The sequence below is a fragment of the Estrella lausannensis genome (assembly GCF_900000175.1).
In the GTDB taxonomy this organism is placed as follows: Bacteria; Chlamydiota; Chlamydiia; order Chlamydiales; family Criblamydiaceae; genus Estrella; species Estrella lausannensis.
The window spans coordinates 76,676-91,058 of record NZ_CWGJ01000026.1; the positions used below are offsets into that span (position 1 = coordinate 76,676).

At 41.0% G+C, this 14,383-nt stretch carries 13 protein-coding genes; 11 read left to right on the plus strand and 2 right to left on the minus strand.

Going from position 1 to position 14,383, the window contains the following annotated elements; translation table 11 throughout:
- The first annotated feature begins 304 nt into the window (after positions 1-304).
- The 7 genes from ELAC_RS09495 (at position 305) to ELAC_RS09525 (ending at position 8,238) form a co-directional block, all read left to right on the plus strand.
- Positions 305-1,759 (plus strand): class I SAM-dependent DNA methyltransferase, encoded by a 1,455-nt coding sequence (locus ELAC_RS09495; RefSeq protein ID WP_098039054.1) that lies wholly within the window; start codon positions 305-307, stop codon positions 1,757-1,759.
- On the plus strand, positions 1,756-2,913 hold the full coding sequence (locus tag ELAC_RS09500; RefSeq protein ID WP_098039055.1) for a restriction endonuclease subunit S: 1,158 nt from the start codon (positions 1,756-1,758) through the stop codon (positions 2,911-2,913). The genes ELAC_RS09495 and ELAC_RS09500 overlap by 4 nt, the downstream gene beginning before the upstream one ends.
- 8 nt (positions 2,914-2,921) lie before the next feature.
- On the plus strand, positions 2,922-5,309 hold the full coding sequence (hsdR, locus tag ELAC_RS09505; protein WP_098039155.1) for an EcoAI/FtnUII family type I restriction enzme subunit R: 2,388 nt from the start codon (positions 2,922-2,924) through the stop codon (positions 5,307-5,309).
- Positions 5,309-6,241 carry a restriction endonuclease gene (locus ELAC_RS09510; protein ID WP_098039056.1) on the plus strand — a complete coding sequence of 311 codons (933 nt, stop codon included), beginning with the start codon at positions 5,309-5,311 and terminating at the stop codon, positions 6,239-6,241. Before hsdR ends, ELAC_RS09510 begins: the two co-directional genes overlap by 1 nt.
- Before the next feature lie 182 nt (positions 6,242-6,423).
- The gene (locus ELAC_RS09515) at positions 6,424-6,744 is read left to right on the plus strand and encodes a DUF4258 domain-containing protein (protein ID WP_098039057.1); all 321 of its coding nucleotides are present in this window, start codon (positions 6,424-6,426) and stop codon (positions 6,742-6,744) included.
- A gap of 4 nt (positions 6,745-6,748) precedes the next feature.
- Positions 6,749-7,210 (plus strand): hypothetical protein, encoded by a 462-nt coding sequence (locus ELAC_RS09520; RefSeq protein ID WP_098039058.1) that lies wholly within the window; start codon positions 6,749-6,751, stop codon positions 7,208-7,210.
- Positions 7,211-7,419: 209 nt separating this feature from the next.
- Positions 7,420-8,238 (plus strand): abortive infection family protein, encoded by an 819-nt coding sequence (locus tag ELAC_RS09525; protein ID WP_098039059.1) that lies wholly within the window; start codon positions 7,420-7,422, stop codon positions 8,236-8,238.
- Between the two features lie 35 nt (positions 8,239-8,273).
- Here the strand turns inward: ELAC_RS09525 and ELAC_RS09530 are convergent, their stop codons facing one another.
- Positions 8,274-9,497: an IS256 family transposase gene (locus ELAC_RS09530; protein WP_098039060.1), complete on the minus strand. Its 1,224-nt coding sequence runs from the start codon at positions 9,495-9,497 to the stop codon at positions 8,274-8,276.
- 384 nt (positions 9,498-9,881) lie between these two features.
- Here ELAC_RS09530 and ELAC_RS09535 point away from each other — a divergent pair, with 384 nt between their 5' ends.
- Entirely contained in the window at positions 9,882-10,691 is an 810-nt protein-coding gene (locus ELAC_RS09535) for a hypothetical protein (protein ID WP_098039061.1), read from the plus strand.
- A 74-nt stretch (positions 10,692-10,765) separates the two neighbouring features.
- On the opposite strand, the gene ELAC_RS09540 is transcribed toward ELAC_RS09535, so the two are convergent.
- The gene (locus ELAC_RS09540) at positions 10,766-11,494 is read right to left on the minus strand and encodes a DUF5677 domain-containing protein (protein WP_158227864.1); all 729 of its coding nucleotides are present in this window, start codon (positions 11,492-11,494) and stop codon (positions 10,766-10,768) included.
- Between the two features lie 250 nt (positions 11,495-11,744).
- Between ELAC_RS09540 and ELAC_RS09545 the strand changes: the two genes are divergently transcribed.
- The 3 genes from ELAC_RS09545 to ELAC_RS09555 all read left to right on the plus strand — a co-directional run bounded on the left by ELAC_RS09545 (position 11,745) and on the right by ELAC_RS09555 (position 14,369).
- The gene (locus tag ELAC_RS09545) at positions 11,745-12,614 is read left to right on the plus strand and encodes a hypothetical protein (RefSeq protein WP_098039063.1); all 870 of its coding nucleotides are present in this window, start codon (positions 11,745-11,747) and stop codon (positions 12,612-12,614) included.
- A 126-nt stretch (positions 12,615-12,740) separates the two neighbouring features.
- Positions 12,741-13,942 (plus strand): IS3 family transposase gene (locus ELAC_RS09550; protein ID WP_420810333.1). Its coding sequence is split into 2 segments (ribosomal slippage): positions 12,741-13,065 and positions 13,065-13,942, totalling 1,203 coding nucleotides; the frame shifts between segments, so codons are not numbered across the junction.
- 160 nt (positions 13,943-14,102) lie between these two features.
- Positions 14,103-14,369, plus strand: coding sequence for a TM2 domain-containing protein (locus tag ELAC_RS09555; protein WP_239414489.1), 267 nt, complete (start codon positions 14,103-14,105; stop codon positions 14,367-14,369).
- Positions 14,370-14,383: the final 14 nt, after the last annotated feature.

Sequence of the window (14,383 nt, forward strand, 5' to 3'; positions counted from 1 at the left end):
TGCCATTCGGTAATTAAAAAAGTTTGAATTTTAAGTGGTTTTGTAACGGATGTTATTCAACACCACATTTGCTCAATCGTTAAAGTATCACAGGAGCTTTGAGAAGGATCACTTGTAAGAAGGGTGCCTACCTACGAAGCATCAAGCCAACCATGTCCAAAGTTGTGCTCAATGAGTTTTAATATGGAAACAAAGTGCACTTCAAAAATGGCAGGGTACGTTAATTTGAGCGTTTATAAATCCACCAAAGATCGATTTATCTAGCGAATGAACAACGCGAAGTTGACAACAAAAGGGAAACAGCATGTTTGAACAAACCTTTAAAAATATCGATGACGTGCTTTGGAAGGATGCGGGCTGCACCAGCGAACTTGATTACACTGAGCAAACATCTTGGCTTCTCTTCCTGAAGTATCTTGATGCTCTTGAGCAAGATAAAGCTCTTGAAGCTACGCTGCATGGTAAAACTTATTCCCACATCTTAGAGAAACCGTATCGATGGGAAAGCTGGGCAGCTCCAAAAGATAAAAATGGCTTGCTGGACCGTAATGTTGCATTGACAGGAGATGACCTCCTAAATTTCGTCAACAAAGAGCTTTTACCTTATTTGCAGAGGTTTAAGACTAATGCTACAGATCCCAACACCATCGAATACAAAATCGGCGAAATCTTTTCGGAGATCAAAAACAAAATCGCCAGTGGTTACAGCCTAAGGGAAATCATAGACCATATCGATAAGCTACGATTTCGCTCTCAGGACGAAAAACACGAGTTATCCCATCTTTACGAGACTAAAATTAAAAACATGGGTAACGCAGGGCGTAACGGGGGCGAGTACTATACCCCGCGAGCGCTCATCCGTGCCATTATCCAGGTAGTTCAGCCTAAAATCGGAGATAAAATCTACGATGGTGCCGTAGGCTCTGCTGGCTTCTTATGTGAAGCGTTTGATTATCTAAAGTCAAAGGGCAATCTTACCACTAGGGACCTTCAAACGCTCCAAAGGAGTACCTTCTACGGTAAAGAAAAAAAGTCTCTTGCTTACATCATTGCCATCATGAACATGATTTTGCATGGCATTGAAGCTCCCAATATCACCCACACGAACACCCTTTCCGAAAACCTCGCCGACGTTCAGGAAAAAGACAGATTCGATGTCATCTTGGCTAATCCGCCTTTTGGAGGAAAAGAGCGAAAAGAAGTGCAGCAGAACTTCCCCATCCGCACAAGTGAGACTGCATTTCTATTCTTGCAGCACTTTATCAAAATGCTCAAAGCTGGGGGGCGAGCTGGGGTCGTCATTAAAAACACCTTCCTTTCCAATACAGACAATGCCTCCATTAGCCTGCGTAAGCTTCTTCTTGAGAGCAGCAACCTGCACACAATTCTGGATTGCCCTGGTGGTACCTTTCTTGGTGCTGGAGTAAAAACTGTTGTGCTCTTTTTTGAAAAGGGCGCACCAACTAAAAAGACCTGGTACTATCAACTTGACCTAGGTCGCAACCTTGGAAAAACAAATCCACTGAATGATACCGACCTTGTGGAGTTTGTCGAGTTACAAAAAACTTTCGCAGAATCTGCGAAAAGCTGGTCACTCAATATCAAGGATATCGACCAGAGCACATTTGACCTTTCAGTCAAAAACCCCAATGCGAAAGAAGAAACTATTCACAGAACGCCCATCGAAATAATCGAAGAAATTCGTTCGCTAGATGCTGGCAGCGCTGAAGTTCTTGCCAAGATAGAGGAGATTCTATGAATGAAAAATGGATTACCAAAAATCTCCATGAACTTCTTGAGGTACAAAACGGATATGCATTTAGTTCCAAAAATTTCAATATATTAAAAGGTATTCCGCTGATTAGAATACGAGACCTCAAAAATGGCTACCACACAGAAACTCAATACATAGGAGAATACGATAGAAAATACTTGGTGAAAAAAGATGATTTACTAATAGGAATGGACGGAGAATTTGGCTGCTATAAGTGGCTAGGAGATGACGCTCTCTTAAATCAGCGAGTGTGTAAGCTTCATAGTTTTTCAAGAGAAATCTATCCAAACTTTTTGCTCTATGGTCTTAACAGTTATCTTAAGAAAATTGAAGAGAGAACAGGGTACACAACTGTTAAGCACCTCTCATCAAGACAAATTCATGGTATACAGTTCTCATTTCCTTCTTTTGAAGAACAAAAACGCATCGTCAGTATTCTCGACGAGTCCTTCGAAGCCATCGACATCGCCAAAGCAAATACTGAAAGGAATCTTCAAAATGCCCGCGCACTCTTTGAGAGCTACTTGAATGATATTTTTTCTCAAAAAGGAGAAGGATGGCATGAGACTACTCTAGGGAAAATTGGGGTGATTCAGACAGGCTCTACGCCAAAAACATCCGATAAAAATAACTATGGGAACTATATTCCTTTTATCAAACCAGCAAACTTTAACAAAGATGGCACTTTAAACTATGCAGATTATGGCTTGTCTATGGACGGTCTTGCTTTAGCTAGACTAATTAAGGCAGGGTCTGTACTTATGGTTTGCATCGGTACTATAGGCAAGTGTGGGTATTGTGATCGTGATGTTACTACAAATCAGCAAATAAATTCATTTACTCCTGACGATGGAATCGATTATAAATTTATTTACTTCCAGTTATTAACGAGAAAATTCCAACATCAAGTATGGCTTAAATCTGGGCAAACTACTTTACCGATAATCAACAAGTCCAAGTGGAGTAATTTACGAGTTAGCCTTCCTTCTCAACTTCATAATCAGCGCCAAATTGTCAAAAATCTTGAAAAAATGTCACAAGAAACTCTGAAACTTGAGGCAATCTATCAAAAGAAACTCTCTGCCCTAGAAGAAATCAAGAAGTCGCTCTTACATCAAGCATTCAATGGAGAGTTATGAAAGGGCCATTGAATGAAGCAGATACGAGAGCTGAGCATATCGACCCTGCACTCAAGGCGGCTGGATGGGGCGTGGTTGCTGGCAGCGCCATTCAGCGAGAGTATCACATTACACAAGGGAAGTTGGAGGGGTATGGTCGTCGCGGAAAAGGTCTAAAAGCCGATTATGTCCTCATCTACAAGAACACGAAACTAGCCGTTGTAGAAGCAAAGGCTTGGGACGAAGAGCTTACAGCGGGTGTGGGACAAGCAAAAGACTACGCGGCCAAACTGACTATTCGTTTCACTTACTCCACAAATGGTCAGGGTATATACGGAATTGATATGGAAACAGGGGATGAGGGCGAGCTTGTTTGTTTCCCTTCTCCTGGAGAGCTCTGGAACAAAACATTTTCCGATGTGAATGAATGGCGGGAGCGATTCTCTCAAATTCCCTTTGAGGATAAGGGCGGTTCACATCAGGCACGCTACTACCAGGATATCGCTGTTAATCGCGTAATAGAAGCGGTATCTCACGACAAGCAAAGAATCCTTCTAACTCTTGCTACAGGAACAGGAAAGACCTTTATCGCCTTCCAAATCGCATGGAAACTCTTTCAGAGCCGATGGAATTTAAGTCGCCAACCGACAAGACGTCCTCGCATTCTCTTTCTAGCCGATCGAAATATCCTAGCTGATCAAGCTTATAATGCCTTTTCTGCTTTTCCTGAAGATGTACTTGTTAGAATAGACCCCAAAGATATCAAGAAGAAAGGAATTGTCCCTAAGAATGGTAGTCTCTTTTTCACAATCTTTCAGACCTTTATGAGTGGACCTCCAAAGAATGGGCAATCCTCTCCTTACTTTGGAGAATATCCTTCCGACTTTTTTGATTTTATCATCATCGATGAGTGTCACCGAGGCGGTGCAAATGATGAGAGCTCTTGGCGGGATATTTTGGAATATTTCTCACCAGCAGTTCAGCTTGGCTTGACCGCGACGCCTAGACGAAAAGACAACGTCGACACCTATGAGTATTTTGGCGAACCTGTCTTTATCTACTCATTGAAAGAGGGTATCAATGATGGATTTCTTACTCCCTTTAAGGTAAAGCAATTTGCTACAACGCTCGATGAGTATGTCTATACAGATGATGACGAACTGGTAGAGGGGGAAATCGAAAAGGGGAAGCGCTACGTTGAGTCGGACTTCAACAGAAATATCGAAATTAAGGAAAGAGAAGCCAAACGCGTTCAGCTCTTCATGGAACAGATTAATCAGGATGAGAAGACATTGGTTTTCTGCGCCACTCAGGAGCATGCTCTTGCTGTTCGCGACCTCATCAATCAGAAGAAATCAAGTAAGCATCCCAGCTACTGCCAGCGAGTGACGGCGCACGATGGCACGTTAGGTGACCAGTTTCTTCGAGACTTCCAGGACAACGAAAAAACAATTCCTACCATTTTGACTACTTCGAAAAAGCTGTCAACTGGTGTTGATGCTCGAAACGTGCGCAACATTGTTCTAATGCGCCCTATCAAATCAATGGTTGAGTTTAAGCAAATCATTGGAAGGGGAACGCGCCTATATGACGGCAAAGATTACTTCACGATTTATGACTTCGTGAAGGCGCATCAGCACTTTCAAGATGAAGAGTGGGACGGTCCCCCTAAAGAAGAAGACCCATGCCCAGAATGCGCGTTACGCCCCTGTATTTGTGAAAGAGTTGAGCCAAAACCTTGCTTTGAATGTGGAAAACGACCTTGTGAATGTCCTAAAGACCCTTGCGAGAACTGTGGGCGGATTAATTGCATTTGTAAGAAAAAGACCAAAACTAAGGTCAAATTAGCGGATGGTAAAGCGCGCAACATTCAGCACATGATGTCTACGACCTTTTGGCACTCCAATGGGACCCCCATGTCTGCTCAGCAGTTTATGGAACTACTCTTTGGCGAACTTCCCGATTTTTTCAAAAATGAAGAGCAGCTGCGGGAGATTTGGAGTGTTCCAAGTACGAGAAGGAAGCTCCTAGAAGGCCTAGCAGAAAAAGGGTTTGGCCGCGAGCAACTTTTAGAAATGCAGCGCATCATTGACGCCGAAAAATGCGATCTTTTTGATGTTTTGGCACATGTTGCCTATGCAGCACCAACCTTGACGAGGGAACAGAGGGCCTTAAAAGCTAAAATTATCATTTCAGAACATTTTAATACCAAACAGCAAATGTTCCTCAGTTTCGTTCTCTCTCACTATGTGAGAAGTGGAGTGGATGAGCTGGATAGGGAAAAGCTAGGACCAATCCTTCTTTTAAAGTACAACGCCTATAATGACGCCATAGCAGATCTCGGCGATCCTAGTCAAATTAGCCAAGTATTTGAAGGTTTCCAGAAGTATCTCTATAGGGAATCGGAGGTAGGATAATGAGCATTCCAGATTATCAAACTTGCATGCTACCCCTTCTTAGGCTATCGGCTCAAAAGAAAGAGTTGTCGATGGGTGAGGCTGTCGATATCATTTCTGACCAGTTCAAATTATCTGAAGAACAAAAAAAGCAACTTCTCCCCTCAGGATCTCAAAGGGTAATAGCAAATCGCATCGGCTGGGCGAAAACTTATTTGCTGAAAGCAGGACTTCTTACCTCTCCTAAACGAGGTGTTATCACTCCAACAGAAGAGGGACTCAGGATACTAGCTAAGCAACCCGAGAAATTAAACTTGGAGCTACTGAGCCAATACCCTTCATTTCAGCAATTTAAAAAGCGATCCAACGCCAAAGAATACCTAAGTCCACAAAGCGATTCGAAAGCTACGCCTTGTAATGAAGAGTTTGAAACCCCTGATGAATCTCTCGCCAAAATTTACAGAACTTGTAAGGCCGCAACTCTAGACGAATTACTCACTAAAATTCTTTCTTGCTCATTCTCGTTCTTTGAACAATTGGTTATAGATCTACTTTTGAAGCTGGGCTATGGTGGAAGTCGTGAAGATGCAGGGATGGCTTTAGGAAAATCTGGTGATGAAGGCCTTGACGGAGTGATTAATGAAGACCGCCTAGGCCTTAGTGTCATTTATCTTCAAGCAAAACGATGGAAAAGTGATTCTGTTGTTGGACGTCCTGAAATCCAGAAATTTGCAGGAGCTCTTTTAGGGAAAAATGCCCCGAAGGGCATATTTATTACAACTTCATCCTTCTCAAAAGAGGCAAGAGATTATGCTTCGTCTCTTTCATCTAAAATTATTCTCATAGACGGGAAGGAACTCCTGGATTTGATGTGGGAGGTTGACCTTGGTCTATACACAACAGAAAGTTATTCCTTGAAAAAGCTTGATCTCGACTACTTAAGTGAAAATTAGTCGTAAACAGCCGTTAAGGGCAGCTCATTCCACTATTCAGGATTTGCAAATCAAATGGGTAAAGCTACTCAGGGCTAAGCAAACCGCACTTGTGGTTGTTTTTGTCTTAAACTGCAAAAGATTTACCCTTGACAAATTAAATGTAACTTAGTTACTTTTAAAGAAAAGACAGGTTCCGCCCATTGCCACCGAAACGACCGAAAAAAATTGAATACCTCACCGAACGTATCAAAAGCTGTATTGCCTCGGGTGCATATCGGGATACTTTCCATGCTGCTCTGAGAAAGAACGAGAGAAACATCTCCCTGCCTGAAATCATCCATGTTTTAAAAACGGGAAGGCATGAAAAAAGCAAAGACCAATTTGATGAGGTTTTCAAAGCATGGAACTATGCATTAAGGGGGGAAACCGTAGACGGTCTCGATTTAAGGGTTATCATATCGTTTGATGACGAAAGAGACCTTTTGATTATAACAGCCTTTTATATTGAACAGAGGCGCTAGAAAGATGAAAAAACAGAAAGTTGAAAAAGAAGTTATTTATGAAGGACTAGGGTTTCCAATTATTTTACGCAACGTTCCGATGGTAGAACTGCGTGGTGTCTGGACTCTAGACGTTAATCTCAACATCTTACAAAAGGTTGTTCTATTAGCTCTTGCCCATCACCCATCCGACATGACTGGAAATCAAATACGATTTGTCCGCAATTGGCTTGAGCTAACTCAGACTGAGTTTGGCAAACTTTTTGGAGTGACCCACCCTGCTGTCGTGAAATGGGAAAAGACGGGAAATAAAAGTTCCAAGATGAATCTGACAACGCAAAGAGATTTGAGACTTTGGCTTCTTGATCAATTACTATCCAAGGACGACGATTTTCGAAGAGCTTTTAAAATCATACATATGACTGACTATTCTCAATCGATAGAACCTCTTGAATTCGATGTTCCTAAAGACCTTGTAGCTATTTAAAGATGTTAACCCGTTAAAAATAAATCTTTTTTGAGGTTTCAAACAAGGCTTTAATGTGAAACGATGTCCAATCAAACGTTCTGAATCCGTCTTTCCACCTCCATTACCAAAACAGCTAGGTAAAATCCTAGCCTTTTTTATTGATAAATATAAGCGTGTTTTTTTTAAAAAATCCCTGCAAAATCATTGCATTATCCATTGAAAAAATCATGAAAATTTCAGCTGCTTCGAAAAAAAAATTAGCCGATATAATTCTAGAAAACCCTTACAGGACAGGAAAAGAATTAGTCGATTTGTTTAATGACTTTAGAGAAGATAAAGACGTTTATGGGCATGGATTTTCTTCACGTAAAGACTATGTCAAATGTAAAATTGATGAATTGAATGGATCTGAAAAGCTAAGAATGCTAATTGAAGAAATATTTCACCTCAGCCATTTTGATTCATTTTTGGCTTCATTAAAAGAAGTTACACAAAATTTTAACGTGTTTCTCGTAAAAGATGGCTATATCCTTCAAATCGTCGAAACCGATCGAGGTATAGGTGGAAAAGTCAAACACACAGACAGCGGATTAATAGATATAAAAAATGCTCCAATTTCACACGAATTTATAAATGAGCAAATTAATAAATGCCGAGAAAAGCTTACTCTTCCACAGCCTGACATAGATGGAGCTATAACAAATGCTAGATCACTTGCAGAAAGTATTATGGAATTCATTTTGAAAGAATTAGATGTAGATGTTCCCGATTGTAAAGGAGATTTAATTTCTTTATATAAAGCAGTGAAAAGACAACTGAATCTCGATTATCATAAAGACATGGAAGATACTTTAAAACAGGTTGCAACTGGATTGTCAAGTATTGTTGCTGGTGTAGCTGGGCTGAGCAATCAATTATCTGATCGACATGCAAGAAAATATAAACCCTTGTTATTTCATGCAAAATTAGCAATTAACGCGTCCTTCACTCTATGCGATTTCTTGTTAGATTCACTCGAAAGAAAAAAATATCGTCTTATACCATAGTTGTTGAGTCTGTCAATTTTTTTGTGTAAATCATTTCATTGGTTTGTCAAACCAAGACGGTCACCGTAGGCAATCGCCAAATAGGAAATCACTGTTTTCCATTCACGTATCGGCATAGTCCATTTTTTGGCTACATCACGGATCGCCAAATACAGAGCTTTGAACAACGCCTCATCAGTTGGGAAAACAGCCTTGCTTTTTGTCACCTTCCGGAATTGCCTATGCAGCGATTCTACGCAATTTGTGGTATAAATCATACGCCGAATAGGGGCAGAAAACTCGAAAAATGTCTTCACGTTTTCCCAGTGCGTAATCCATGGCTTGACTGCTAGTGGATAATCCGCCTCCCAGCGCATCCGCAGCTTTTCAAGATTCTGCTCCGCAAGTTCAAGGGTACTTGCTCCATATACCTCTTTAAGCCCCGTCATAAATGGTTTCGAGTGCTTTGTAGGAATAAATTTTATAGAATTTCTGATCATATGAATCACGCATAGCTGGATTTTCACATCAGGGAAAATCGCCCTTATAGCGTCAGGCAAGGCTTTCAGCCCGTCAATGCACGCTATCAGAATATCTTTGACTCCGCGGTTCTGTAAATCAGTGCAGACCTTCAACCAGAATTTAGCCCCCTCCGATTCCCCGATCCAAAGGCCCAGAACATCCTTTTTCCCTTCAGTATCAATCCCAAGGCAAGTATAGGCAGCTTTAGAAACGACCTTTCCGCCTTCTTTTACTTTGTAGTGGATAGCATCGAAGTAAACAATGGGATACACAGGCTGAAGCGGCCTTCCTTGCCAATCAGTTGCAACCTCGACAACTTTTTCGGTGATGTTCGAGATCATCGCAGGAGATATCTCAAATCCATAAAGCTCTTGGATATGCGATTGTATATCCCGCGTAGTCATTCCTTTGGCGTACATTGAAATGATCTTATCATCAAAAGAGCTGATGCTTCTTTGATGTTTTTTTACAGCGATAGGCTCGAATTCAGCATTGCGATCTCTGGGTATTTCCAGATCAATTTGGCCGTAATTGCTTTTGACTGTTTTTTTGGATCGTCCGTTACGGGTGTTTCCCGATAGGTGCCCCTCATGGGAATGCTTTTCATACCCGAGGTGTTCATCCATTTCTTTTTGGAGCATTTGCTCCAACATTTTACCTATAAGACGCTGAATAAGGCCGTTTTTGCCGGTAAGATCGTCGGCGGTTTTACATTTTGACAATTCGGCTTGAAGGTCAAAGTTAGCAGGTAGATTCATTTGTCTGTCTCCTAGTGTAAGTACATTAAACCATAGCTACACTTCGTTTCGCTGTGGCAATTTTCTCTTGAAGAGGGAGAGTAAAACACTCTACCTAGTCAAAGTTATTTACACATTTTTTTTGACAGACCCTAGTTGTTCCAAAACCACTGTATAATGTACTTTTTGAGAAGAGACGGTAATATGATTTTCGGCTGATTAGGTTTGTTCTAAAATTTTAAAAATGACACCGATCTCATCTCATAGAGTGTTTTGTTGTGAATCTCTATCTCAACAATAACCGTCCAAAAGTCTGTACATCTGTTCTCGCTTAAAACAGGATATTTTTCTGTGAATAGAATTGAGGAAATTTCGCTTTAGATCTATCTTTTAAAGAGATTTTCTATGGAGATTAATGAAATAATGGATGTAATTACAGCTTTAACTTTTACTATCTGTTCGAATAACCCTTTAGTTATTAAAGTTCTAGGTCCTACTGCTGATTATATTGGAGATGGTATAAAAGCATTTACTGAAAAACGAGTTCAAAACTTAAATAGAATTTTCAAGCGAACCTCAGAAAAAATCGATAAACGAGGTATCTTGACGGGATCAGTGCCTCCGAGGATTCTCAAGAACATCTTGGATGAAGGGAGCTATGTCGACAATGAACTTGCTGCTGAATATTTTTCTGGAGCACTGGCGGCCTCAAAATCTGACCGATCACGCGATGATCGTGCTTTGACCATCTTAAAACTCTTATCTAGCATGTCAAACTATGAAATACGATTACATTATATTCTCTATAGCGCTTTTCGTGAAGCCTTTTTAAGTTCCGGTAAATTTAATGTTACAGATATAAATAAATCAATCAACTGTGAATTATTTGTTCCAATTAGCCAATTTATTGATTCGTTTGCCCTTGAACCGGGGGAAGACATAAATACTATCCTCGAACACGCTCTTCCAGGCTTGGGAACTCGCGATCTAATAAACCAAGCTTATGCGTATGGTGGGAAAGAATTTCTTGCGAAGCGATTCAAAACTGCGGGCGATGGTGGCATAATCGCAGCTCCATCTTTGCTTGGAGCACAATTATTTCTAGCTGCGCATGGATATTTAGAGATCTCGGCAAATAAACTTTGTGATTCAAATCTTGACTTGGAAATTTGGGATGGGATTATTCCCCTAAAAGAAGTAGTGGCGACGCGATAAATCCAATCAAAATTTCCAAATATACCCCCTTATTCCTAATATGCCAATTCGTGCGACCCGAATTAAAACAACTGCTAAGAAACAGGGGTTTGGTGGTACGATTTCTCAAATTTTGCAAGCAAAGAACTTTTGAACAGTTTCAGAAATGTCCCAAGAAGTTCTTTATAGAAATAACCGGCGAGTGCCACCACTCCTTCAGTCTCTTCAGAATTTCCACTTAAAAACACCACAATTTCAGATCCCTCTTTCTTGAAATATCGTCTAAAGTCGAGGAATTTTATGTGTGTGGATGCGCTTAAATTTCTGAATATAAGAATGTAGAGCCATTCTAGTGAAATCGATTCGATCTGGTTATCGGTATTGTGTTTGTCTACATGATGCGCCCGTCCTTGTGTATCCAAGATCAAAGCCCCAGGAAATTTTTCGATTTTTTTTCTTACTTTCTTCTCTTGGGTGGCTATCTTTTTCAGAGTTTTTTCTACGTCTTTTATGGACACATTGGTTTCGGATGCACGTTGAGGATTGTGCCTTATAAATCTTAGTGCATGCTCAAGCTGTTTTTTCCTTTCCAATAGACTATCCAGGTAGAAGACGTGCACATGTTTTCTCCTGTTACAAAACAAGAATCTTGCATTTATGAGGTTCTCGCAAAGTGGTCGTAATAGAGCATTGGCGGGAGGAGATCGGTTTTCCTCGCATAATCGGAAAATTCCTTCTGTATAGCTATGTGCAGCTACAAGCATTGGGAAAAACACCTTTTTTACCCCCCTTAATTTAGTGATTTTGATTTTTTGCTGCTCCATGCATTTTACCCCAAAATCTAAAAGAGAGCCTAAAGAAGATAGATCTGTCATGAAATGATTATTATTTTCAATTGGTATAAATAAACAAGTGTGAACTAGGTTTTTGTAAAAAACCACATCTTTTTCAATAATAGGAATCTAGCGCCTTAAGACGGATTTTGCATTAAAAAAGGTTGTTCTTGTTCGCTAATACTCTAACGCACTATAATTAGCTGCTGTTTTGTTTATAATGTATTTTTAATGGTGTTTTATGTTTTTTCCAGTAGGCGCAGACTCTGTAGTGAGGAATTACAGTGAGCAGATTTCTAAAGAAATTATCGAAACAATAGATCCAAAGGTAATCGAGGTGCTCAAGCAAGGAGGATTAACCGCTGAGCAGGCCGATTCCATTCCCAAAACTCTTAAAAAAATAGCAGAAGAAGCCGAACTCACCTTTGGAAATTTGGACGAATTGTCGTTGGTGGATGAAAAAGTAAAATCAATGATCAAACAAAAACTTCTCGGTGTCATTGAGTCGATTGCCGAGACAATGAGTAACCAAGAACCCGATCTTATTCGCGAAGCAGGGTTATCCGAAGCCGTATTTAGTCATAAAGAGGACTATCATCCGATTCTGGCTACTGAATCCCTGGCTACTTGCATTGGTCTTGCAGGCTATGATCCTGTAAATAATTTTGGATTCGTCATTCACTTCACTGGCGAGGATGAAGTCAAAGCCAGCGGGGAAACGTTGCTGGGGCGCATACGTGCATACAGGGAGAATACGGCGGCTCCGCTGCTAATTCACCTACGAGGAGGAGTCAGAGGGTGGTCCGAATCTACATTATCCGCGGTCAAAAGCTGGATTGCAGCCGAAGATTTGCATAGCATTATAGCCTCTGAGGATACTTTGCAAGAGCCTATCAAACCGGGCGTGGGGTTGCCTGTGGTGAGCGGAAGCATCAAACTTGACGTGCGTACAGGAGTTTGCGAAAAGTATGATTCACAAGAGGATAATCCTTATACAAAGATGAAAAAGCACGATATCAGTGAATTTAAGGATGGAGTTGTTCCTGAGATGTTAGTTCAGTTAGCTAAAAAGAAGCCTGAAATTAATATCGTTTACGACTCAAAAAAATAAGAGACGAAGTAAAAATTAGATCAAACATTTTGAAAGTTTCTCTTCAGCTCCCCCAGCCTTGGAGTGCTCCCCATTTAGACCGGACCACCTAACTTGCTCTTAAGACATAGGAGTAAGACTAGGCGTATGACTGAATTTAAACTTATTACCTCGGTAGAAAGAAGAAGGCGATGGACTCTCGAAGAGAAGCGCCAAATCATCCAGGAAACCTACCAATCCGGTAACTCTGTTTCCCAAGTCGCTAGGAAATATGGTATAACTCCCAGTCAGCTATTTCAGTGGAGGACCCGGATGGAAGACGGAGCTTTAAAAGGAATCAGTTGCCAAGACGAGCTTTTACCTAAAGCTCAGGTCAAAGAGTTAGAAAAAAGAATCAGGGAATTAGAAAGGATTTTAGGTCGTAAGACCCTTGAAAATGAAATTTTGAAGGAAGCCGTAAGAATAGGTCGGGAAAAAAAACTGATCTCGCGGCAGCCATTGCCAGGACTGGAAGATTTAGAATCAGACAGATAGCGGAGGTTATGCAAGTGTCCCGCTCTAATTTGATTCAAAATTTGAATGGTCAGAACAAGAGACCAAGGAAATACAAAATTGCTCAGGACGAAGAGTTGATTCCTTTGATTCAAAAGATCATCAAGGAAAGACCGACCTATGGTTATCGTAGGGTTTTGGCATTAATGAACAAGGAGCTCTCAAAGCAAAACAAGGCATTTGTCAATCATAAGCGAGTTTACCGCTTGATGAAGCAAAATGGTCTTCTTCTGCAGAGAGCTCCCAGAAGACCGAAAAGAGCTCATACCGGAAAAGTAGAAACTCTTCACAGCAATACTCGATGGTGCTCTGACAGCTTCTCCATTCAATGCAAAAATGGGGATCAAGTCCATGTGGCTTTCTCGCTTGATACTTGCGACCGAGAAGTGATGCGCTATATTGCATCTACCATAGGAATCGATGGGCAAGCGATAAGGGATTTGATGCTGGAGACCGTCGAATACAGGTTTGACATAGCTAGGGTTTCAAGACCGGTGCAATGGCTTACAGATAATGGAAGCTGTTACACGGCTAAAGAAACTGTTTCTTTTGGAAGAAGTTTGGGGCTGGATATCAGAACAACTCCGACATATAGTCCTGAAAGCAATGGAATGGCGGAAGCATTCGTTAAGACCTTTAAGAGGGATTGCGTTTGGTTTGGCAATCTATCGGATGCCAAGGCCGTAATGGATCAGCTCCCAAGCTGGATCCATGATTATAATGAGAAAGCACCCCATAAGGCGCTAAATATGCTCTCACCACGAGAGTTTTTAAAGGAACGAAAACTTGCAAGTTAGTGGTCCGGTTTTATAGGGGCAACTCCAAGCCTCAAAGACAGACCTTACAGGTTCTGTCTTTTTGTTTTTTAGTTGTTAATAAATTTATTAGGATTGAGTAGGGAAGTTTTTTTATGGTAAAGTTCTACACTTCAATCTTACTAAAATAGGATATTGGCAATTGAAAACTGCACATAATGATTTTTGTGGGGCACATATCTCACCTAAAGCGCGCTTTGTTGCACTGCTGCTTTGTTGGTTTTTAGGATGGCTCGGCGCACATCGCTTTTACGTAGGAAAGGTGGGTACGGCGATACTTATGATTTTAACGCTTGGCGGGCTGGGCGTCTGGAGCTTTATCGATTTGATTTTGATCCTTGTAGGATCTTTTCGGGATAAGCAGGGACGTGCGGTTTTTTATTGGTTTGAGCGTCACTCTTTTTGCTAATTTCTGAAGTGAGG